At 56.1% G+C, this 22,320-nt stretch carries 20 protein-coding genes and 1 riboswitch; of the genes, 13 read left to right on the top strand and 7 right to left on the bottom strand.

Going from position 1 to position 22,320, the window contains the following annotated elements; translation table 11 throughout:
- Positions 1-122: 122 nt before the first annotated feature.
- Positions 123-1,073 carry a cache domain-containing protein gene (locus tag GTO89_RS10205; RefSeq protein ID WP_161261972.1) on the top strand — a complete coding sequence of 317 codons (951 nt, stop codon included), beginning with the start codon at positions 123-125 and terminating at the stop codon, positions 1,071-1,073.
- 215 nt (positions 1,074-1,288) lie between these two features.
- On the opposite strand, the gene GTO89_RS10200 is transcribed toward GTO89_RS10205, so the two are convergent.
- Positions 1,289-2,197 carry an IS3 family transposase gene (locus tag GTO89_RS10200; RefSeq protein ID WP_328793897.1) on the bottom strand — a complete coding sequence of 303 codons (909 nt, stop codon included), beginning with the start codon at positions 2,195-2,197 and terminating at the stop codon, positions 1,289-1,291.
- Between the two features lie 17 nt (positions 2,198-2,214).
- Positions 2,215-2,541 (bottom strand): transposase, encoded by a 327-nt coding sequence (locus GTO89_RS10195; protein WP_161261970.1) that lies wholly within the window; start codon positions 2,539-2,541, stop codon positions 2,215-2,217.
- A gap of 78 nt (positions 2,542-2,619) precedes the next feature.
- Here GTO89_RS10195 and GTO89_RS10190 point away from each other — a divergent pair, with 78 nt between their 5' ends.
- Both GTO89_RS10190 and GTO89_RS10185 read left to right on the top strand, forming a co-directional pair.
- Positions 2,620-2,874, top strand: coding sequence for a hypothetical protein (locus GTO89_RS10190; protein ID WP_161261969.1), 255 nt, complete (start codon positions 2,620-2,622; stop codon positions 2,872-2,874).
- Positions 2,858-3,793: a methyl-accepting chemotaxis protein gene (locus GTO89_RS10185; RefSeq protein WP_161261968.1), complete on the top strand. Its 936-nt coding sequence runs from the start codon at positions 2,858-2,860 to the stop codon at positions 3,791-3,793. The genes GTO89_RS10190 and GTO89_RS10185 overlap by 17 nt, the downstream gene beginning before the upstream one ends.
- Before the next feature lie 65 nt (positions 3,794-3,858).
- On the opposite strand, the gene GTO89_RS10180 is transcribed toward GTO89_RS10185, so the two are convergent.
- Entirely contained in the window at positions 3,859-4,506 is a 648-nt protein-coding gene (locus GTO89_RS10180) for a glycoside hydrolase domain-containing protein (protein ID WP_204758270.1), read from the bottom strand.
- Positions 4,507-4,746: 240 nt separating this feature from the next.
- On the opposite strand from GTO89_RS10180, the gene GTO89_RS10175 reads away from it, so the two are divergent.
- The gene (locus tag GTO89_RS10175) at positions 4,747-6,420 is read left to right on the top strand and encodes a methyl-accepting chemotaxis protein (RefSeq protein ID WP_235920377.1); all 1,674 of its coding nucleotides are present in this window, start codon (positions 4,747-4,749) and stop codon (positions 6,418-6,420) included.
- Between the two features lie 433 nt (positions 6,421-6,853).
- Here the strand turns inward: GTO89_RS10175 and GTO89_RS10170 are convergent, their stop codons facing one another.
- On the bottom strand, positions 6,854-7,453 hold the full coding sequence (locus GTO89_RS10170; RefSeq protein ID WP_161261967.1) for a hypothetical protein: 600 nt from the start codon (positions 7,451-7,453) through the stop codon (positions 6,854-6,856).
- Between the two features lie 146 nt (positions 7,454-7,599).
- Here GTO89_RS10170 and GTO89_RS10165 point away from each other — a divergent pair, with 146 nt between their 5' ends.
- The gene (locus GTO89_RS10165) at positions 7,600-10,341 is read left to right on the top strand and encodes an SLC13 family permease (protein ID WP_161261966.1); all 2,742 of its coding nucleotides are present in this window, start codon (positions 7,600-7,602) and stop codon (positions 10,339-10,341) included.
- 243 nt (positions 10,342-10,584) lie between these two features.
- On the opposite strand, the gene GTO89_RS10160 is transcribed toward GTO89_RS10165, so the two are convergent.
- Positions 10,585-11,565, bottom strand: coding sequence for a hypothetical protein (locus GTO89_RS10160; protein WP_161261965.1), 981 nt, complete (start codon positions 11,563-11,565; stop codon positions 10,585-10,587).
- A 178-nt stretch (positions 11,566-11,743) separates the two neighbouring features.
- Between GTO89_RS10160 and GTO89_RS10155 the strand changes: the two genes are divergently transcribed.
- The gene (locus GTO89_RS10155; RefSeq protein ID WP_161261964.1) at positions 11,744-12,778 is read left to right on the top strand and encodes a S8 family peptidase; all 1,035 of its coding nucleotides are present in this window, start codon (positions 11,744-11,746) and stop codon (positions 12,776-12,778) included.
- A gap of 104 nt (positions 12,779-12,882) precedes the next feature.
- On the opposite strand, the gene GTO89_RS10150 is transcribed toward GTO89_RS10155, so the two are convergent.
- Both GTO89_RS10150 and GTO89_RS10145 read right to left on the bottom strand, forming a co-directional pair.
- Positions 12,883-13,050: a hypothetical protein gene (locus GTO89_RS10150; RefSeq protein WP_161261963.1), complete on the bottom strand. Its 168-nt coding sequence runs from the start codon at positions 13,048-13,050 to the stop codon at positions 12,883-12,885.
- A gap of 150 nt (positions 13,051-13,200) precedes the next feature.
- On the bottom strand, positions 13,201-14,067 hold the full coding sequence (locus GTO89_RS10145) for a VanW family protein (RefSeq protein WP_161261962.1): 867 nt from the start codon (positions 14,065-14,067) through the stop codon (positions 13,201-13,203).
- A 289-nt stretch (positions 14,068-14,356) separates the two neighbouring features.
- On the opposite strand from GTO89_RS10145, the gene GTO89_RS10140 reads away from it, so the two are divergent.
- The 7 genes from GTO89_RS10140 to GTO89_RS10110 all read left to right on the top strand — a co-directional run bounded on the left by GTO89_RS10140 (position 14,357) and on the right by GTO89_RS10110 (position 22,168).
- Positions 14,357-15,220, top strand: coding sequence for an acyl-CoA dehydratase activase (locus GTO89_RS10140; protein WP_268894667.1), 864 nt, complete (start codon positions 14,357-14,359; stop codon positions 15,218-15,220).
- A gap of 110 nt (positions 15,221-15,330) precedes the next feature.
- Positions 15,331-16,500 (top strand): double-cubane-cluster-containing anaerobic reductase, encoded by a 1,170-nt coding sequence (locus GTO89_RS10135; RefSeq protein ID WP_161261960.1) that lies wholly within the window; start codon positions 15,331-15,333, stop codon positions 16,498-16,500.
- 319 nt (positions 16,501-16,819) lie between these two features.
- Positions 16,820-18,871 carry a methyl-accepting chemotaxis protein gene (locus GTO89_RS10130; RefSeq protein WP_161261959.1) on the top strand — a complete coding sequence of 684 codons (2,052 nt, stop codon included), beginning with the start codon at positions 16,820-16,822 and terminating at the stop codon, positions 18,869-18,871.
- A 117-nt stretch (positions 18,872-18,988) separates the two neighbouring features.
- A riboswitch (SAM riboswitch) is annotated at positions 18,989-19,094 on the top strand.
- A gap of 92 nt (positions 19,095-19,186) precedes the next feature.
- A complete protein-coding gene (locus GTO89_RS10125; RefSeq protein ID WP_161261958.1) occupies positions 19,187-20,215 on the top strand; it encodes a methionine ABC transporter ATP-binding protein in 1,029 nt (342 codons plus the stop codon).
- Positions 20,208-20,861: a methionine ABC transporter permease gene (locus GTO89_RS10120; protein WP_161261957.1), complete on the top strand. Its 654-nt coding sequence runs from the start codon at positions 20,208-20,210 to the stop codon at positions 20,859-20,861. Before GTO89_RS10125 ends, GTO89_RS10120 begins: the two co-directional genes overlap by 8 nt.
- A gap of 82 nt (positions 20,862-20,943) precedes the next feature.
- Positions 20,944-21,810, top strand: a complete 867-nt coding sequence (locus GTO89_RS10115; RefSeq protein WP_161261956.1) for a MetQ/NlpA family ABC transporter substrate-binding protein — start codon at positions 20,944-20,946, stop codon at positions 21,808-21,810.
- A 199-nt stretch (positions 21,811-22,009) separates the two neighbouring features.
- Positions 22,010-22,168, top strand: a complete 159-nt coding sequence (locus GTO89_RS10110) for a hypothetical protein (protein ID WP_161261955.1) — start codon at positions 22,010-22,012, stop codon at positions 22,166-22,168.
- The last annotated feature ends 152 nt before the right edge of the window (positions 22,169-22,320 follow it).

Raw genomic sequence — 22,320 nt, 5'->3', positions numbered from 1 at the left:
TTAAATAAATTAAAAAACGATACATATCGCGCTCCGCCTTAGTACTTGAATAGAGAGTCGCCTTGCCTCAATAAGTGATAGAGATCACAAATACAAACGGAACGGCGAAAGGAGCGTTCACCATGCATCTGACCATAAAAAAGAAAATTATAATCGCTACACTTCTTTCGGTTCTCGTCAGCACTTCCGCAATCGGCGGGTTGATTCTCAAATCCTACCGAGATGAAGCGAAATTGGCGGGGCTCGAACAGATCAAGATTGCGAAAGAAAACTTTGCCCACCTTGTCGAAAGTGATGTCAACATGATGTCGGCCACGATGAATGCGCTCATGGAGAACGCCCAACTCGGGCAGTTGTTTAGTCAAGGACAGCGAGAAAACCTCTATAATATGGCCTCTCCGCTCTACAAGCAGTTGAAAGACCGTTACCGGATCACTCATTGGTATTTTCATACCTTAGAAACGGAGAATAAGATCTTTTTGCGGGTGCACCAGCCGGCCAACTTCGGCGATGAGAACAAACGGATTACATACCGGGAAGCGATCGACAAAAAAACCGTTGCCTCCGGCCTGGAACTCGGAAAAACCGCCTTTGCCCTGCGGGTGGTAGCGCCCTATGCCTTTCAGGGGCGAATGATCGGATACATCGAATTGGGGGAAGAGATCGATCACTTTTTAGGCACCTTGAAAAAGCAAACCGGCTACGATTACGGGATGGTCATCAAAAAAGAAATGCTTGATGGACAGGAATGGGCGAAGAACCGGGAGTACCACAATTTGGCCAACAATTGGGACGCCCTTCCCACGACGGTGTTGGTCGATAAGACGACAGAGAATGAAGGCCTCTTTGCCGAGCCAGTGACGATCGATACCCTGCCCGATGAGGGAATCCTTCTCGGTGATGTGAAGAAGGGGGATGTCCAATTTTCCAAAGGGGCCTTTCCCCTTTATGACGCCGGCCATCGCAAAGTCGGGGCCGTCTTCGTGCTGCGCGATATTACGTCTGCCTACCAGGCGATGCGGTTCAAACCCCTAATTCTAGAGTCTAGACCCCTTATTCGCAGTTTTTCGTAGAGTTTCATAAAATTATAGATACTCTGCTGTTTTTCGAGACCGCCGTCACCGCCTCTTGCAGAGTCCTATACAGACCAACGTCTATCAAGGGCAAGGGCTATCGCCACGCCTTCGGCGTCCCTTGACAGACGTCGGCCTGTATAGGGTACGTCAATTAGGCGGTCGACGTCGGGCTTTGCGCTTTGGCCTGCCGGGTCTACGGTGCGCTACCCACACTACAATGTGACAACAAAGGCCGGTACGTTTCCGTCTGCCAGCTGTCGACAAAACTCCACAGGAGACAAATCGTAGAGGCTGCCATGGATTCGCCTCTGGTTGTAAAAGTCAATGTATTCTCCAACCACTTGGTGGGCGTCTTGGTAGGAGTCAAAGGCATGCTTGATGCGTTCCAGGTTGGCATGAAACGATTCAATATGGGCGTTTTTGTTCGGCGTCTTCGGGGGAATCCGTTCGTGTTCGACTTGGTATTGTACGCACGTTTCCTCAAACACACGGCTGATAAACTGCGGTCCATTGTCGGTTCGCACAATTGGCTTCATTTCTTTTTCAAAGCAGTTTCGTTTCCACAACGCCCGTTTCAGTGTCTTTGCTGCGTCAACACCTTCGCAATTTAATCCAATATGGTAGTCTACAATCGAGCGATCATAGACATCGATGAGCGACATGAGATAGAAGAATCGATCTTCACCGGCGATGTAGCCGTATTTGATGTCCATCTCCCAGAGTTCGTTGGAGGCGGTAATGGTTCGGTTGCGCGCCAGCCGACGCGGGTGCTGAGACTTGATCTTCCGTTGTGGCGATAGGATGTCCAACTCTTTGCATAGCCGGTAGGTTTTCTTGTGATTGATGACCAACTGATGCTGTTTATGGAGGCAGAGCCCCAGCTTTCGATATCCGTAGATGTTCTCTTCGCCAGCAATGAGTTCCATCAGGTATTCCTTGATTTGTTCATCGCTGATTCGCCTTCCATCTTGTGTCCATGAATACCCCGGTTGCGGCCGTCCGCCGTTGTAGGTGCGCTCTTTGGGTTCTCTCTGAAGACGCTGGCGCCGTGCGTAGTAGGTGGCTTCGTGAATGCCGATGACACGCAAGACAAAGGCGGTGCTGGTTTCTTCCCGGACTATCCACTCATCGGCAACTTCTAGTTTTTCCGATAGCCCGGGTTCTTCTTTTTTATTACATCTTGCAATATTTGAATTTCTAATGTCTTTTCGCCAAGTAGCTTTTTCAGTGCCATGTTTTCTGATTCCATTTGTTTGAATTCTTGTGCGGATGGCACATATGGAGCAATATGCTTTGCCGTCGCGGGGGCTTCTTGGAAGCTCTTATGTTGCGACTCTCGAATCCAGCAATACAGTCGTTTCGGATCGATCCCATGTCGGCGGGCCACCTGTGTTGCATTCCCCACTTCCATGGCTTCCTGGATCAGTTGCTCTTTCAGTTCTTTCGGATATCGATTTCGTCTCATTTTCGCGTCCCCTCCATGTGTTCTCATTGTAGCCCATTGGAGGGTCTAATCTCAAATACTATTAGGGGGCTTAATAGGATGCAGCAAAAATTGGCCCTCCAGATCGGCATCGTCCTGTTCGTCAATCTAGCCGTCGTTTTCGCGTTGACCCAACTCACCTATCGGCCGATTGTGCGGCTCTCCAAGTTGTCGAAGGCGCTGGCGGACGGGAATCTGGACATACTGCGAGACGCTTCCCTCCATACCCATGATGAAATTGGTGACTTGCAAGCCGCCATCAAAAACAATGTCAGCATCATTGACATGAAAAAGTTAATTGAAAACGTTAATTGAAAACGTGCAGAAACAGTCGGGCGAAGTGAAAGGATTGTCTCAGCAACTGGCGGCAGCTTTCCAAAACATGAACGCCAGTTCCGCAGAAATATCGCACAGCATCCAAGAACTGGCCAACGGAGCCGCCCAACAGGCGCGGGATGTGAATGCGGCCAAGCGACTCGCCGCCGAGATGATCGAGATCAGCCACACCGTCGTATCGGAACGGGATCGACTCACCGAGTTCGTCCAAGAAACCCGGACGCTGACCCAGGAGGGCAACCATCGGATCCAGGACACGCTTGCGCGCATGCAGCAAATCGCGAAAAATAATCAACAAAATACAGATCAGATCAAAGCGCTGGAAAACAGTTCAGGGGAAATCGGCACAATCGTCGATATGATTACAGCCATTGCCGGGCAAACGAACCTGTTGGCATTGAACGCCGCCATTGAAGCGGCTCGGGCCGGCGAGGCTGGACGGGGTTTTGGCGTCGTCGCCAGCGAGGTGAAAAAACTCGCTGAGGAGACGGATCAGGCGGCGCAGCAGATCAACCTTCGCATCCGAACCGTGCAATCACTCGTGGATCAGATGACAAAGAATATGAACGAAGGTACGCAACAGATTGTCGACGGCGTGGAAAAAGCCAATGGGGCCAGCGTCGGCTACAGCCTGATTTCCAGGACGATCGCGCGCTTTCTCGATGAAGTGGGCAAATTAAACGGAGCCACGGAAAAGCTGGTGGACAAAGCCGACACGGTGATGCAGGTGATTGATCAGGTCGCTGTGGTGACAGAGGAATCCTCCCAGTCCACCCAAACCATCTCGGCATCGACACAGGAGCAGATGGCCAGCATGGAAGAGATCAGCACGGCGTCGCAACAATTGGCCCAACTGTCTGCGAGTCTGACCGATATTGTGAACAAAGGAAACGAGTAAGCCGATCAGCCAATCCCCACCGCATCCAGGTGGGGATTTTTCCATGTGTCTGAAGCAGAAAACCGTCAAAAAAGTTGACGATATAATCGCGTGTCCATGAGGTTCGTGTCGATGGGGCACACCCTTGAATCGCGCCCATATTGCCAGGCCCAGACATTCCCGCCGCAGCGAGGGCGATAGGGGGCAAAGGCCGGCGCATTGCGCGATCCCGTCGTCGTGATTTCTGGTTGGGCGCTCCACAAGGCGGTCTCACGCTGTACCCGGGCGTCTTTTTTTACCGCGCGGCAGTAGGCCCTGCTGAACTCTCCCCGGACAGGGTCGTGATAGATCGCCGGGCGGTATCCGGCTAGGCGGATCGTATCCACCCAACCGCGGATCCACCGGTCATCGATCTTGAAAAAGTGTTCGATATTGGCAACGAGGACGGTTCCTTTGGCGATTCCCAGTCGCCAGGCATTGCGAAGGGCCTCTCGAGCGACTCTTTTTCCATTGTCGTATCCGATCGCATAGCGAAAGGCGTTATAGATGGGCAGCACCTTGATATTTTGGCGGCGCAGGAATGCGAGTTCCGCTCTTGTCAATCCGGAAGCGATCCGCGGAACTGTAGACAGATAGCGCCCCCAAAAGAGTGGCTTCCCGAAACGAGCGATCACGCAGCGCAACAGTTCGGGATTCACCGGTGAGGCCGAATCGACTCCCCATACATAGGCCATCAGAGCACCCCCGCATCAACATATGCAGCGGAGACACAAAAGTCTTGCCGGGGAAGGCATAAAAAGAGAGGGACAATTTTCGTAGAACATTTATTTGTGATAAACTATGCTTATTCACGTCCACGACAAGACGAGCCGTTTCTCAACCTTCGCCGAATAAAGGTAAGCGTGAGGGGCAGTACGACTTAATGGATTCCAGGGAAAAAAACGCAGACAAACGATACAGAAAGGGATGAAGAAATGAACATTCGCACCAAAATATACGGCGGTTTCGGCGTTATGATTGCGCTCATGGCCGTCATCGTTGCTGTTGTTTTCGTACAGCTATCGAAGATAGAAGCGGAAACGCAGTACCTGATCGAATATCGCATCCAGATGAAAGACAATGCCCAAAAACTGGCCTTGAATGTGGCGCGCCAGGCGGCGGGAATACGAGGCTATCTGGCGACGGGAAATCCCAAATTTAAAGACGAACTGAGCAAGGCCCAGCAGGAGGCGGACGACGCCTTAACCTATTTGAATCATACCGCTGAGAACAAAAATGAATTGGCGCCGGTAAACGCGGCGGCCCAAAAGTTTGCGCCCCACCCCTCCAAGATGGTGGAGTTGTTTGACAGGCAAGGCCAAGCGGTCGCCGTTGCCTACATGGCCAATCAAGCGGCGCCGGACAATGCGGCGCTGATTGCGGAAGTGCAAAAATATCTAGACATTCGAACACAGGTCTTTCTCACGGCAAACCAAAGTATCGCCGAAAAGGAACATGCCCTAAAAAGACTGTTGTTGATCGTTTTGGCGATGGGATTGCTCTGCGGCGTCGGTCTCGCCATTTACATCACCCGGCCGATCCTCCGGTCGATCGGTCAGGGCATGGATGTGGCGAAGGCGATCGCCAAGGGGGACTTGACGCAGGATGTCGTCGTTCAGTCACAGGATGAAATGGGGCAGTTGCTGGCGAGCTTGTATCAGGGTGTGCAAAATCTCCGCAGGCTCATCACCCATGTGGCCGGCACGGCGGAGACGGTGGCCGCATCATCCCAAGAGTTGACGGCCAGCGCCGAGCAGTCGTCCATGGCGACCAATCAGGTGGCGGCGACGATTACCGGTGTCGCGCAAGGGGCGGAACAGCAAAAGACGGCCGTCGAAACGACGGTCGCCGTCATCGAGGAGATGTCGACACGCATCCAACAGGTGTCCGACAACGCCCACACCGTTTTGACCGTAGCGGACAAGACGGCCAACGCCGCCGCCCAAGGCGATCAAGCCGTTAACGCCGCCGTCAGTCAGATGAAGAGCATCGAGTCCACTGTCGCGAGTTCGGCTCAGGTGGTATCCCAACTAGGGGAACGCTCGAAGGAGATCGGCCTGATCGTGGACGCCATCTCCGGGATCGCTGCTCAAACGAACCTGCTGGCGCTGAATGCGGCCATTGAAGCAGCTCGCGCCGGTGAGCAGGGGAGAGGTTTTGCCGTCGTCGCCGAAGAGGTGCGCAAGTTGGCCGAGCAATCCCAGGAGGCGACCCAGCAGATCGCCAATCTGATCGGTCTCATCCAGAGGGACACCGATAAGGCTGTCATCGCCATGCGCGATGGCACCCGGGAAGTGACCCTCGGCGCCGATGTGGTCAACACGGCGGGACAAGCCTTCCAAGAGATCGTGGCTTTGATCGCCCAAGAGTCTGCACAGATCAAGGAGATCACCGCTTCCATCGAACAGTTGGCCCAGGGGAGCCAGCATATTGTCACCTCGGTGCGCGATATCGACCGGATTGTCAAGGATACGGCAGAGCAAACGCAGACGGTCTCGGCGGCGACACAGGAGCAGTCTGCTTCCATGGAGGAGATCGCGGCGTCGAGCCACGCTTTGGCGAGACTGGCCGAAGACCTGCAAGGCGCGCTGGGCAAGTTTAAGGTCTAGCATCATATCGCCTCGAAAGACTTCCCATGAGCGGACAAACGAAAAAAGCCTTTCCCACAGCGTCATCGCTGTTTGGGAAAGGCTTTTTCTTATTTGGGCCAACGCGTTTTCGCATGGATTAGGCAGCCCTTAAGGCAGTCGGACAGCCATTAGGAGAAATGGCTAACGACGTTTTATGCTGAAGATGCGTGCAATTCTACTGCCGATAGACACCACCGTAGCGTCTCGAATAAAAAAACTGCTGCCTGTGACGAGCAGGATGTATAGGGGATAGACCAACAACAGGCCTACGATAAAAAAGGCGGCGCCGTAGTTGTCGTCATCGCCGGGGTGGTGATTGGGGAAAAGGAAGGCAAAGGGTCACCATAAACAGGGCGAAGCCGTACAGCGCGCTCAAGTAATTTGCGTTGACGAGATATCTCAAGCGACCCATTTAGCTGTTCTCACCGGTTTCGTTTTGGAACGTCGTTTTGATCACAAAGGTTCCTTCCCTTGCCATGCCTTCTTCTGTCCATTTGATGATGAATTTGTTTTCTTGACCGTCATGCTGTACAGGAATGCCGAGTGTGGCGTCTTTATAATAGGGTTGATTCGGCGATGATGTGACAGATGTGCTCTCTGTCTGAATCATCACATCCTCAAGGGGCTTCTGCCCCCGATATTCCCGGTGGACGTCGATGACAAATCCCTTATCGGTGAGACGAGGCTCGACGCCGATGTCCCAGGAATCAAGATTTTGTTTAGAGAGAATGTCCACGTGAATGGCTGTGGGATTCGCCGCTCTTTCCTGTAGCGGTCTGGATGGAAAAGGCGGCGCAAAGGGAATGAGCTGATAGATCAGGCTGCCCAACATAAAGAGTAGAGAGAGGCCCGCGATCCAGCGAATGATGGGCTTGGGGTACTTCAGATGCGGCGGAAGGTCTCCGCCGAGGTACCGGCCGGGATTATACTGTTGGTTGCCCCATTCGACCATATCGTTAAGGTACTCGCTGGGATGTTCCCCTTCTCGTTGACCGTCCTTGTTCACCGGCATGTGGCAGCGTCCCCCCTTACAAGTAAACTCGAGTGAAGGTCAATCGGCGCTGTTGCCCCTGCTTGCCATAATGGTAAAATGGTAAAAACATTTCCAATTCCACTTCAACGCAAAAGACGGGTGAAAAGAGAGAAGGTATACCGGTATTGCAACTGAACGATATCGAACTGTTCAAAGACCTCACCACGATTGAACAGGCCCGGTTGCTCGGAAAAATCGAGCGTATGGAACTGGCTGAGGGTACCCTTCTTTTCGAACAGGGCGACGCCGGCGATAAGATGTTCATGATCGTGCGGGGGAAGGTGGAACTGTTCACCGGCGCTCCCGGCGAACGGAGGCAGGCGCTTACCTTTTTGGAAGCAGGCGCAGTTTTTGGCGAGATGGCCCTACTGAGCGGCAATCCCCGCTCCACCTCGGCGATGGCAGCCACCGATACAATTCTCTATGCCATCAACCAGGAGGCCTTCAATGAACTGCTGGCAGAAAACAGCACGGTGGCCCTCTACCTGGTTCGCCTGCTCTCCCAGCGGTTGGTGCAAACGAACCGTTCCTTACAGGAAAGCCGGATGGAGAAAAAGGCGATCATCGAGAAAGAGCTGATGCAACTGCCCGAGGGCGCCCGCCAGGCGCTGTTGTCCGCCTCGGTCATTCCCACGCCGGCGCCGGCCTGGCTGTGGCGCGCCGACGATATGGATCAATTGTGGGCCAGTCAAGCGAACTGCCACCATATGTATGCCCTATCGGCATCCAATGAAGCCGACGCACCGCCTGGCGCGTTGGTTATACATATCGACCCGGCGATAAAAAAGGTGTTGAAGAGTCTCTACGAATCACGCAACGAAGAAGCGGTGAGAAACGCCTTCATTTTCGACGCGGTCGGCGCTTTTCAAGCGAAGGGACTGCATCGCCTGGCGGCGCAGACCTGTATCGAGAACGGGTTTTGGACGGAAGCGGTGGCGTTGGTCGACGGGATCGGCAACGGAGAGACTGCGGACGAGGCAGGGCGAAAGGAACTGTTGCGCCTCTTTGCCGCTTGCCCAGATCTTGTGCTTTTTTCCCATTATACCTTTTTTTGCTCTTACTTGGAATGGTTGCGACAGGATGAACCAGAGTCGGCCTTGCGCAAAGTTGCACTGGCGATCGACCAGCCAGGCGATTTTTCTCAGGAACAACTGGGACGTCTCTATACGCTGGCGGCCGATCTCTATGAAGAACAAGGGATGCGCCATAAGGCGCTGGAGTGTTTAAACTTGGCCGGGTACCACCGTTGGCGCCAGAATGGCGATGGGAACGACAACGGGACAGACGAGGACGTGGCCAGAGGTCTCGCAGTAGATGGAAGGGCGGAGGGCGATCCAAAGGGCGGTGCAACGGGAGGTCTTACAGGAAGGCGCGTCAAAGCGACCCTGTCCGACCGGCTCTACAGTCTGACGCGACAGAGCCTGCAGGTGACGAACAGCGCTCGTCTGGTGGAACAGTCAAAAAAGCTCATTCAAAAAAATACCCTCTTCACGGCGGCCACAGTTCTGTTCGCCTTGGCGTTGCTGGGGTACTTCAACGCCGCTGAACCCTTTGCGGGATTGTCCGCCGAGGGGATGCGCTTTCTCGGCGTCTCCCTGGCGGCGGTCGTCTTTTGGATGGCCGATATCGTTCCGGCCTTTATCGTTGCCTTGCTGATGTTGCTGGCCTGGGTGCTGGCGGGATTGGTCAAACCGGCAGTCGCCCTGTCGGGCTTTGCCTCGCCGACGTGGATCTATATGCTCTGCATCCTGGCCCTTGGCGCGGCGATCAATAAATCGGGGCTCATGTTCCGGCTCTCGCTGCTGCTGATCAAATCCTTCCCCCGTCACTATGGCGGGCAGTTGCTGGGCATCGCTCTGAGCGGCATCCTCTTTTCACCCTTGATTCCGTCGTCGACGGCGAAGGTGGCCCTGGCCGGCCCGATCTCACGGAGCATCGCCGATTCGATGGGATTTCCGGATCGGAGCCGCGGTTCCGCCGGTCTCTCCCTGATGGCCATGGTCTTTTACGGCTACCTGTGCCCTTTCTTTCTGACAGGCACCTATTCCAACATGATGGCCTTTGGGTTGGTGCAACAGGAAACCATCTCTTGGCTGGAGTGGCTCTATTACGCGCTGCCGGCGCTGCTCGTCTTTTCCGCAGGAATGTTCGGTCTTGTCGTCTATTTATTCAAACCGGAAAAACCGGCGACCGTGCTTTCCACGGATGTGCTTGAACAGCAGTTGAAGACACTGGGGCCGCTGACGCGGGAAGAAAAGATCACCATCGCTGTCACACTCGGCTCTATCGCCATGATGATCCTGCAGACGTGGCATCAAATCGATAACGCCTGGGTGATGAGTCTCGGCTTTGCGCTCTTGGTGATCTTGCGGGTTCTCGATGAAGCGACGATGAAGAGCGGCATCGATTGGCTGTTCCTGCTCTTCATCGGTGTCGCCTTCGGCTTTGCCGAGGTGGCCTCCCAGTTGGGTGTGGTCAAGTGGATCGCCGATCTGTTCGCCGATTTTCTGCAACCCTTTATGGTGTCGCCCTACCTCTTTTTGGCGGTCATCATCACCGTCGTCTTTCTGATCACCCTTGTCGTCCGCGACGATCCGGCGGTTATTTTGTTGATCCTGGCCATCACCCCGCTGGCGTCCCAGGCGGGGATCCACCCCTGGATCCTGGTTTTTGTCATCTTGTTGACGACGGATCCCTTCTTTTTTCCCTATCAGTCGCCGACCTATCTGATGACCTATTACTGTACCGAGGAAAAGGCCTTCAGCCACCGCCAGGGTCAATGGGTGGCCATCGCCTATGCCGTCATGATTTACCTCTCTGTGCTGATCAGTGTTCCCTATTGGCGGTTGTTGGGATTGATCCGCTAGATCGGTTCCATGCGTCAGGCGCATAATTCATCATTACATAGCGAGATAGGGGAGCGCACAACTACCGATGTTGACAACAGCGGTAGTTGTGCGCTCCCCCTTTTTTGCAAATGAAAACCGTTGGCGCCTGCAACCTTCGCCAACGGTTTTCGAATTTGAATGCTGGGCTTGACGACGGTGCGACTTACCCCTCTACATAATGCGGAGGCATTGAATACGGAGGAGACGATCGCCCACCACCCCTTACAGGCCCAGCGTTTTCTTTACGCCTTCATAGGACTCGGGCATCAATTCAGCCATGATCAGGGGGCTGGTGGGATCCGAAGGCGCGCGATCAAAGACCTGTTGAAACTCTTCTTCACTGAAGACATCGGCCAGGTGGGCGAGCAGCCCTGTGTGGGCCATGTTGACCTTTTCGGCGTACTCCTGCGGGGCCACTTGTCCGCGCAACAGCAGGTTGTCCAACTCGTGCTTGGTCGTTGTAAAGGCGTGATCACCTTCCAGGATGTGCTGGAAGAATGACTCGATGTCTTTTTCCAGCCCCATACAGGCCGACAAGAGTTGGCGCAGGTGGGAGGCGCGGTTCTGCGCCACCGGTTGCTCGCCCAGGTGTGACCGGATGTCTTTGTGCAGCGCCGCATAGAGCTCGTCAAAATGCCCCGGCATCTGGTCGCTCGTGGGCGGGTTGTCCATCTGGGAAAAGGCCAGCAAATCTTGATACATGCTGGATAGATACCTTTCAAAGGTCTGGGCGCCGGACTGGTAATCATAGGGGTGAACCGTTCCCCGGAAGCCGAAGACCCACCGGCTGTCGTTGAGCTTGTTGGGCCAGTTGACCGGGGAGTGAGCGATGTCGCCGTCACCGGCGGAGCAGAGGATCACGTTGCACATCTGGTGGCATACGCCCATATAGGCGTAAATGATCCCGGCGCAGTCACCCAGATCCATGTAGCCGCCGCTCAGGGGACCGTGGTTGTAATCAGTGCGGTCGAGGCGAGAGGGGACGCCGAACTCGGCCAGCCCCCGGGCGATGTAGAGGTTACAGGGCAGGGAAGCGCCCAGTTCCACCTGTTCTGGCGTATAAAGCGGCTTGGGAAAATCCTTCGCTTTGGTGCTGACGGTCCAGTAGTCGTGAAAATTGATGTTGTCATCAATAATGGCATAGGTGTGTTCCATGCCCGGGACGCCGAGGATGTCGAGGACACCTGCCTGGATAGTCGACATAGATCCATCTCCTTTGTCGCTTTCTCCTTATCACGATAATGGAAATGACACTTTTTTTCAATTCAACCCAGGCATTTGTTGCGGGTTCGATTTCATCCGAATAGGGTCATGACTGTAGTGTTGAGAATGATATCCTCCCTTGTTAGCCACCCTTATAGGTAAGAAGGGAGGATGAGCCATGGAGTCGAAAATGAAGACGGCCCTGTTGCCGGTCGAAGTTGTCAACACACTGGCAGCGTTGGATCCGAAAAAGCGCCTTGGCCTGGGTATGGCCTTGATGGGGGCGCCATCGCTCTGGGAGGCCGGCCTCGATGGCCGCGATGTGGTCGTCGGCGTCATTGACACGGGGATCGATCAGAGCCATCCCGAACTGGCCGGCAAGGTGATCGGCAGCCGCGACTATGTGCGCGATGGCTTGAGCCCGGATAAGTTTCATTATCATGGAACCCATGTGGCTGGCACCATCGCCGCCAATAAACAGTTAAAGGGCGTCGCCCCAGGAGCGAAGCTTCGCGATTACCGGGTGTTGAACCAGCACGGCGGAGGCGCCGTGGAGGCCTGCGCTCAGGCGCTGCGCGACGCTGCTGACGACGGTTGCGAGATCGTCAATCTGAGCATGGGTTTTCAAAAAGAGGATCTTCCGAACCCCGACATTTTGCATGAAGCTGTCCGCTATGCCGTCAACAAGCAGGTGCTGGTCATCTGCGCCGTTGGCAACGAACGGGACGAGATGGGTCCAGGGGCGAAGATTTACCCCGGTTATTACCCCGAGGTGGTCGGCGTTGGCGCCGTCAAAATCGAAGATGACGGATCCATCACCGACGCCTTCTTTTCCAACGAAAACGATCAGGTTGATGTCAGCGCGCCCGGTGTCGACATTCTTTCCTGCGCTCCCGGCGGCCGGTACATGGTTCTGAGTGGAACCTCGATGGCTTCTCCTCATGCGAGCGGTTTTGCCGCCATCTTGCTCCAGCGGGGGAAGGGGCGGTTGGGCAAGCGCATGACCGAACAGGCGGCATGGGAGATGCTCAAGTGCACCACCGCTGATATCGACGCGCTCGGCATCGATCCGCGCACTGGCGCCGGGTTCCTCACCATTTACCCGTCGATTCCGAAACTTCGCCCCGCAACCGAGGCCTCGGGCCATGTGATGGAACCGATAGCGGATCTGCAGCAGAATCAACAGTTTGTGATTCCCACAGCGTACCATTGAGGTAGAATAAGGTTGCAGCAGCATTAGCCCGTAAAAAGAGTAGGAAAATCAAAGCCGCCCTTGGCGGATCGCTGAATCGATCTGCTGAGGGCGGTTTGTCTCGTTCAAGGTTGTCGCCCATCACTGGTAAGGCAGGGCCGCAACCGCTCCCGGCGTTCCTGATCTGTCAGAGACGGGAGACTGGCTTGACCCGGTTGCTCTTGACTCTTACGCAAGCCATAAAAGCCAGCCACCATCAGGATTGCGCCGCTTAGCATCAATAGGACGGCCATTTCCCAACACTCCTTATCGGTTATTCTAATAAAAATGTAAATGATTTCCTGATAGGCGGCAAGTCCCAAAACCATATTATCCCAAATTCATGGAGTATGCCTTGAGCTTGTCTATGTACGTCTGCTGCAAGGAGAGGCTTTTTTGTTGTGTCAATACATAGCCCTCCACAGGCGGACGCCGAGCCCGTTGGGCCGCTGCAGCTTTTCAAAGGCCATCATGGAGCTGCCATTGCGAAAACGGTAGTCCAGTTCTCCATAGTAGACGGTGGCGTCTCCGCCGGGCGGGACGTAAGCGACGGGACGGGAGTGGTGGTTCTGTTCCACGATCGCCACATCGGTTCGCGACGCCGCCTGGTGGATGATGGTCGAGGCGAAACAGATGCCCCCGCCCTGTTCCTGGATAAAGCGATTCTCCACCAGCGACATGCCGGTGATAAACCCGCGGTCCGCCGTCCGGGGGCCGACCGCGTCGTTGAAGGAGAAGGTTTCATTCGCCTGAAGCACATAGCCGTCAAGATGATCCAGCGCGGTCGACGCGTTGCGGCCTCCGTTTTGGCTCACATGGGTGAGCGGGAGTAGGATCTCGGAGGCGACGACCCAGGAGGGAACAGGCACAGTGGCCCTTTCCCCGGCCAGAAGGGCTGACGCGATCACCTCAAGGCCGCCTTCCCGAAGCCGGAGGTGGTCGGGCAGCGCGTTCGCAAAGAGGAGGGCTGCCTGCCTCGCCGTTTCCGGATCCAGGGTAGGGAGGTACGACCAAGCTCCTGGTGACAGGTAATCGGCGCCGGCGCCGGGGGAAAAGGTGAAGCTCTCCTTCCCGACGAGGAAGGTGATGGCGCCCGCCTTCGGCGTTTTCTCTGATGGCGGCATCGGCGGGGGCAGTTGCGTCTGGGTGACGGCGCCTGCGGGAACATCGGCTTCCGTTCCTGGCAGGGAAATTGAGTCGACTCCGTGCAGGATGAGGGCGCAGGTAGCCATGGCGGCACAGAGGACGGCGCGACGCATGTTCAGGTTCAAGGCGAATCGACCTCCATAAAAAAAGCCTTGCAGATGGGCAAGACTTTTTTAGGAAAATATTAGGGACCAAGCCCGTTGTCATGTCTATTCGTCGCGTTTCACCTTTAGAAGCGTGCCCTTGTCACTTTCATACAAAGGAAAGTCACTATCGAAAGCCGAATATGTTTCGATGGCAGGGAACGAGCCCGTGATAACCATCTCATGAATGGTGGGTTCCTGAAACATGCATTTACATTTCTCGCGCGGAACAGACCGTTCGATTCCAGCGCGCAAAGGTGGGTTAGAGGGTTTGGAAAGCAAAGGCGCAGCCGCCACGCCGGCCTGTGCTCCGGCGCCGAACCAAAAGGCCCCCGACGGGGCGACCATCGTCGCCGGCATCGATGCCGGTTCGACGGCGGTGAAGTTAGTCCTGGACGATGGGAATCGCCGCAGTGTTTGGCAGCGGCCTTCCGGATGGAGCCCCGGCGAGACGGCTCGGGAGTTGCTTCAGGAGGCCTTGGCAGCCTGGGGACGAAAGAGGGAGGATGTGGCCCATATCTGTGGCACCGGGTATGGGCGCGTCAATCTCCCTTTTCTCGATTCAGCAGTCACGGAAATCGCCTGCCATGCCCGGGGAGCGGTGCACCTTCGTCCCGGCGCGCAGTTGGTCATCGATATCGGCGGGCAAGACGCCAAGGGGATCTTGGTAGGCGCTACCGGTCGCGTCCTTGATTTTGTCATGAATGACAAATGCGCTGCCGGCACAGGCCGTTTTTTGGCCGTTATGGCCCACGCGCTGGGGATGGAAGTGGCCGAAATGGGCGCGCTCGTCCCCGGTGAGGGGCTGCCGATGGCCGGGATTCACCCCCATCCGATCAATGCCATGTGCACCGTCTTCGCTGAGTCGGAGGTGATCGGCCTGCTCAACCAGGGCGTAGACCGGCGGGCGATCATTGCCGGTCTGCATCAATCGGTGGCTCGTCGGGTTGCCGCCATGGTGGCCCGCCTCGGAGCGTCGGGGCCGGTCCTGTTTACAGGCGGCGTGGCCCGCAACGCCGGCGTTGGCGCAGCGCTGGAAAAGGAACTGGGCTGCCCTGTTGAGGTGAACGAGCAGTCTCCTTTTGCGGGCGCCATCGGGGCCGTCTTGATTGCCCGGGAAAAGGCGGCGGGCTGAAAAAAGCGAAGGGAAGAAAGGCGCAGAACGCTGCGAAAAAGTGCGCAGGGAAGGCGCAGATCGATGCGCGATAAACATGAAAATACCATGTGAAAAGGAGAAAGGTTCAGATGACGGTTATCGCTGAAGAACGCCCCTACGCCATGTCCTTTTTTGATGTGGCCATTCCCAAGGCGGCCGGTTCCATCGTGGAAGAAAAGAAAAAAGGCAAAAAGGTGATGGGCCACTACTGCGTCTTTGCGCCCCAGGAATTGGCCATGGCGGCTGGGGCCGTTCCGGTGGCCCTCTGCGCCACGAAGGAAGAGCCCATCGCCGACGGCGAAAAGGTGCTGCCCCGCAACTTTTGTCCCCTGATCAAGTCCTCTTACGGCTTTGCCATCACCGACAAGTGCCCCTTTTTCCTCCATTCCGATCTGGTCATGGGCGAGACGACCTGTGACGGGAAGAAGAAGATGTTTGAACTGATGGGCCAGTTCAAGCCCATGCATGTGATGAGCCTGCCGGCGGGAAGCAAAAGCGAGGCTGACCGCGCTTACTGGATGGCTGAGATGAAGCGGGCCAAAGGCGCCATCGAGGAATTCTTCCAAGTCACCATCACCGATGAAGCTTTGACCACCGCCATCGGGGAACTGAATGCCGAGCGCCGCCTCATGCAGCGTCTTGCCGGCTACCTCAAGCATGACCCGGCGCCCATGTCCGGCCAGGATCTGCTGAAGGTGCTCTGGTCTCGAAACTTCTCCTTCGATCGCGCCGCCTTCGCCGAACGGGTGGAGGAACTGATGGCAGAACTGGATGAGCGGATCGCCCAGGGCGTTGGCGCCGCCGCCAAGGGGGCCAAGCGCATCATCGTCACCGGCGTCCCCACCGGCGTGGGCACCGAGAAGGTCATTCGCATCATCGAAGAGTCGGGCGCCGCTGTCGTCTTCCTGGAGAACTGCGCCGGCATGAAGCAGTTCCTTGTCACCGTCGACGAGACGAAGCCGCCGCTGGAAGCCATCGGCGAGAAGTATTTGGCCACCCCCTGTTCCTGCATGAGTCCCAATCGGGATCGCCTGGAACTGCTCGTCCGTCTCATCGACGAGTACAAGGCCGACGGCATTGTAGACATCACCTGGCAGGGCTGCCATACCTACAACGTGGAAGCCCGCCTGCTCCGCGACTACATTCGGGAACAGCGGGAGATGCCGGTGCTGCACATTGAGACCGATTACTCCGAGGGCGACAGCCAGCAGATCCGCACACGGGTGCAGGCCTACCTGGAGATGCTCGGCGGGGTGTAAGATCATCTCCAAACCATAGAAACATCAAACCGCAATTCCTTTCTGAAGCCGCTTCGACAGGAATTGCGGTTTTTCTTTGTTAAACGGAATTTTAAAGAGGAGTATCGGCAGGGGTTGCTCGGATATGTCGATACGTCCACAATGGAAGAACGGTAAAAAGGGAAAACGTTGCCGTTTGTCGTACTTATTATATCATTCACATATATAGTGTGAGTCTATTGCCACGGGTGAGTGGGGCTGTTCATGTTGGCTGATGGTGGACTTCGTCGTCATCGGAGAAGTGTGGATGGGCAAAAGATTGAGGAAAGGGCGGGCTGCGATGAAAAGCATCAAGTCGTTGTTGGTGGGATTCACCTTGTTGCTGACCGTGGTTATTTTTGCGGTGCAAACGGTCGTTGGCTTTCTGTTCACCAAAACGAATGTAGACGAATCGACGCTTTCGCGATTGCGGCTACAGGCGGAGATGGAGGCGGCGCGGTTGGAGTCTCAGCTTTTGGTCACCGGCGCCATAAGTCAGACAATCGCCAACGACGTGGGTGTCATCGGTCCGCAACATAGCGAAGAATTGTTGACAATGACCCGTGCCCACCTGACCAGCCTGCCGCTGAGCGTGGGCGCCGGTTTCTGGCTCGAACCGGGCGTTTACCCCGAGAAGGGCAAGTATTTTGGTCCGTACATCTATAAGGATGGCGCCGAGTTCAAACAAACCTGGGAGTACAGCACCCCCGAGTATGATTATTTTCAGTATGACTGGTATAAGAATGGCATCAACAGCCCCGGTGGAGCCGTCTGGAGCGAGCCCTATGTCGATATTGTCACCAAGATCCCCATGCTCACCGTCAGTCACCCTATCCATAGGGGCGCCAGGAAGATCGGTGTTTCCACCGTAGACATCGGCTTGAAGGAACTGCACGAGGCAGTAGGTAAAATCCGGATCGGTCAAGCAGGCCGCGCCTTTGTGGTGACTCGGCAGGGTTTTTATCTCGCTCATCCCGATGAACAGAAGAATCTCAATGAAAAAATCGTCGATGAAAGGGATACAGAGCTCCAACAATTCGGAAAACAGGTGGTGGAAGCGAAGGAAGCCGGACTGGCCCATGTCACCATGAACGGTATGGCCCAGTATGCCGTCTATGCGCCGATTGGCGAAACGGGGATGAAGCTGGTCGCTGCCATTCCGGTGGCGGAGGTGGCGGCGCCGGCGCAGCGGTTGCTTTGGACGAGCTTGTCGATTTTTCTGTTGGCGGTGGCCTTGTTTGCGCTCCTGATGAATCGGCTCATCGAGCGCCGCGTGGCCCGGCCCCTGCGGCTTCTCCGTGATCAGGCGGAGCAGGTGGCCCAGGGCGATTTGTCAATGACGAAAAGTGAGGCGCTATCAGACGACGAATTCGGTCAGTTGGCCCATGCATTTGCGACAATGACGGCCAATTTACGCAGCATTGTCAGTCAGGTGCTAACAGAGTCGAAAGAACTCGACGAATCGGCCCAACACCTGACCGAATCAGCAAACCTGGTGGATAGAGCGGCCACCCAACTGGCGGAAGCGGTCGGTGAACTGGCCGATGGCGCAGGGAAGCAAGCGACAGAGATCACCCGTTTTCGTGATCATGTGAAAACCAGCGAAGGCCATGTCTCAGAGGGGACGGCAGCATCACGTCTTTTGGTGCAGGATGCTCACGAGTCGACGGTAGCGGCGACGCAGTGTTATGACCGGATCCAAGAGGCGTCCCAACACCTCCAGCGGATCAGCCAATCTGTCGATGCCAGCACGTCGGCTATTCGACGGCTTCACGGGCTTTCCGAAGAGATCGGCCAGAATATCACATCGATTACGGGGATTGCCGAACAGACCAACCTGCTGGCCCTGAATGCGGCCATCGAGGCGGCGAGGGCAGGTGAGCACGGGCGAGGGTTTCATATCGTCGCTGATGAGGTGCGAAAGCTCGCCGAGGAATCGGCCAAGGCGGCCTCCCAAATCACGAGTCTCGTTTCCCAGGTGCAGCAAGAGATGGCTGGAATGGTGGGGATGATGAACGCCAATGTGACCGCCATCGGGGAACAGGTGGGATTGATCCGTTACGGGGCGGAAGCATTGGAGCAGGTCATGGGTTCGACGCGGCGCACAGAGAACAGCGTTCGCCAGATGCAGGACGCCACTGAGATGATCTCGCGCTCCGTCGATGCGATGAATACCTCGATTGGCGTGATCGAGGGGATTGCGAGCGAATTTTCAACCCTCTCCCAACAACTGGCCGGTTCCACAGAGGAGCAAGCGGCTGCGGCAGAGGAGATGGCGGAACGCTGTGATCGTCTCGGACAGTCGTCACAATCGCTGCAAGAAAAAGCGAAACAGTTTCGAGTCGACGTCTAACCGATTCGATCGGTGGCCTGATCGAATCCCCATGGACTGGGGGGGAACACGATAAAAAACCGTTGACAGGCACACATTGTGCTTGTTATACTCAAGGCGTAACAACGAAATAATGACTTCTTATCAAGAGATGGCTGAGGGACTGGCCCGATGACGCCCGGCAACCGGTTGAATAACACGGTGCCAATTCCTGCGGGATGGGAGACATTCCGGGAGATAAGAAGGGGGAATAGGCCTGTGCGAAAACCTCTTCTTATCGAAGAGGTTTTTTTATGTTTCATCTGACTTGCCCATCACGAAGACGAGGAGACAGCCATGATTGAAATCAGCGACCTGAAAAAAGTTTTCCCCACCGCTGGCGGCCCCTTCACGGCTCTCGACGGGATCAACCTCACCATCCCTGAGGGAAAGATCTACGGCATCATCGGTCCGAGCGGGGCCGGGAAAAGCACCCTGATCCGCACGATCAACATGCTGGAACGGCCGAGTGAGGGCCGCGTCGTCATCGACGGCGAGGACATCACCCATTTTGATGAAGCCCGCCTGCGGGCGCTCCGCCAACAAATCGGCATGATCTTTCAGCACTTCAACCTCCTCACCTCCCGCACCGTCGGGGAGAACATCGCCTTTCCTCTGGAGATTGCCGGCATGCCGAGAGAGCAGATCCAGGCGCGGGTGAAGGAACTGCTGCCCCTGGTCGGACTGGAAGACAAGGAAGACACTTATGTGGCCCACCTGAGCGGCGGCCAGAAACAGCGCGTCGGCATCGCCCGGGCGCTGGCCAACCAACCGAAGATCCTGCTCTGTGACGAGGCGACCTCGGCCCTCGACCCCCAGACGACTCAGTCCATCCTGCGTCTCATCGCCGATATCAACGGCCGCTTCAACCTCACCGTCGTCCTGATCACCCATGAGATGCAGGTCATTCAAGAGATCTGCGACGAGGTGGCCTTCATTGAGGGCGGCAGGATCATCGAGGCCGGTCCGGTGCGCGAGGTCTTCACCAACCCCCGTTCGCCCGTCGTCAAGGAATTTGTCCGGGGCGCCCTGGAAGGGGACAAGCTGCGCCATCTTCTCGATGCCGGCGCTTTTCACCGCAGCAGCGGCGGCCGCCTCATCCGGATCACCTTTGTCGGCGGCGCAACAGAAGAACCCCTCATCGCCTCGGTCATCCGCCGCTTTGGCGTCGACGCGAACATCCTCTTCGGGAACATTGACACGGTTCGCGAGACGCCCTTCGGCACGCTGTTGCTGGAGTTGACGGGCGAGGCGGTCAAGGTGGAAGAAGCGCTGGCCTATATCTGCTCCCGCGATGTGAAGGTGGAGGTGATCGACCGTGACTGAGACGTACCTGCAGGCGACCTGGGAGACCTTCTACATGGTCATCGCCGCGACAGGCCTTTCCACCCTCCTGGGCATCCCCTTGGGCATCCTTCTGGTCGTGACGGAAAGGTCGGGCGTGCTGCCCAATCGCTGGGTCAACACGGTCCTGGCCATCACCGTCAACATCTTCCGGTCTATTCCTTTCATCATCCTGCTGGTGGCCATCCTGCCCCTGACCAAACTGCTCGTGGGCAGCCGCATCGGCACCCAGGCCGCCATCGTCCCTCTCACCGTCGCCGCTGTCCCCTTTGTGGCCCGTGTCATCGAAGCCTCTCTCAAGGAGATCGACAAGGGCATCATCGAGGCGGCTCGCGCCATGGGAGCGACGCCGAGACAGATCATTCAAAAAGTGCTGCTGCCAGAAGCGTTGCCTGGCCTACTGCTCGGGGTCATCATCACCTTTGTCACCCTGATCGGTTACTCGGCGATGGCCGGGGCAGTGGGAGGAGGTGGTTTGGGCGATCTGGCGATCCGAGAAGGCTACATGCGCAACAACAGTGATGTGACCTGGGTGACCGTCGTGGTCCTCGTCGCCATGGTGCAGGTCTTTCAGAGCCTTGGCGACTGGCTCACCGCGCGGATCCGCAAACGTCGCGGGCTGGTGTAGCGCTTGATATAAATCGTGGGCTTAGCGAAAACAACAAAAACTACAAAAACAACAACGAAAAACGCGAAGGAGTCGACAGAACATGTTCAATCAATTGCTTCAGAAAAAAATCACCCCTCTCCTGGGCGGCCTCCTGGTGCTTTCCGTAGCCGCCCTCGGCGCAGTCGGGTGCAGCGCCAAGGATACGACCGCTGGCAACGGTGGACAGCAGGCGGCCCAAACGACCCAGACGAAAACGATCCGCTTCGGCGTCTCCCCGGTGCCCCATGCCGAGATCGCCAAGATCGCCAAGGACCTCCTGGCCAAGGATGGCATCGAACTGAAGATCGTCGAGTTCAACGACTATGTGCAGCCCAACCTGGCCCTCGCCGACGGCGAACTGGACGCCAACTTTTTTCAGCATAAGCCCTACCTGGATACCTTCGCCGCCGAACATAAGCTCGACCTGAAGTCGGTCGCTGGCGTCGACGTGGCGCCCATGGGCGTTTACTCCCAGAAGGTGAAGTCCCTTGCCGACCTGAAAGAAAAGGCCAAAGTGGCCATTCCCAACGATCCGACCAATGGCGGTCGCGCCCTGTTGCTCCTCCAGTCGGCCGGCCTGATCAAACTCGATCCCAACGCTGGCGTGAAGGCGACGACGAAAGACATCAAAGAGAATCCCAAAGGCCTGAAAATCACCGAATTGGAAGCGGCCATGCTGCCCAAGGTTCTCGATGACGCCGATATCGCCGTCATCAACACCAACTTTGCCCTTGGCGCCGGTCTCAATCCCTTGAAAGACGCCCTTACGATGGAAGGCAAGGACTCCCCCTACGTGAACATCGTCGTCGTCAAAAACGGCAACGAGAACAACGAAGCCATCCAGAAGCTGGTCAAGGCGCTCACCAGCGCCGAGGTGAAGAAATTCATCGATGAGAAGTACAAAGGAGCCGTCGTCCCGGCCTTTTAAGGGAGACGTTCCCGCTGCTGCGGATTTTCGAATGAGCGCCTTCTCTTTCAAGGAAAGGCCGCACGCTCCACTGGCTGCGATCTGCGATTCATCTCCTCTGTGATTCGGGCTGTCTTTTCGCGCGAAGCCCTTTCCTGGACATACTAGGCTCGTTGCCGTGAAACAGAACGTCGATTGAAGCAGGAGGAGGGAGTGCCCAATGACCCCGGAAAAATCCGTTCCCGACTCAACCCAGACGGTGCGCCATGTGGCCGCCCAGGATCCGGAGAATATCACCGCCGTAGCGGCGACGGAGTTCTCAGACCGCTCCGAAAAGGCCATCATCCGCAACGTTAAAGCGCGGAAGGGCCGGATCTAAGAAACGCAAAAACCTGAGGTTCACTTCATTGAAAACATGAGTGGCCTCAGGTTTTTTTGCATTGTCCTGCTAAGATCCGTGCCAATTGAGTAGGATGGGCTCGCCCATAGAGTCGTCATCCTACAAAGGGCGTCTTATCACTTTACGGTTTC

It is taken from the genome of Heliomicrobium gestii, from assembly GCF_009877435.1.
GTDB lineage: Bacteria > Bacillota > Desulfitobacteriia > Heliobacteriales > Heliobacteriaceae > Heliomicrobium > Heliomicrobium gestii.
This window is presented reverse-complemented; position numbering and strand designations above follow the sequence as displayed.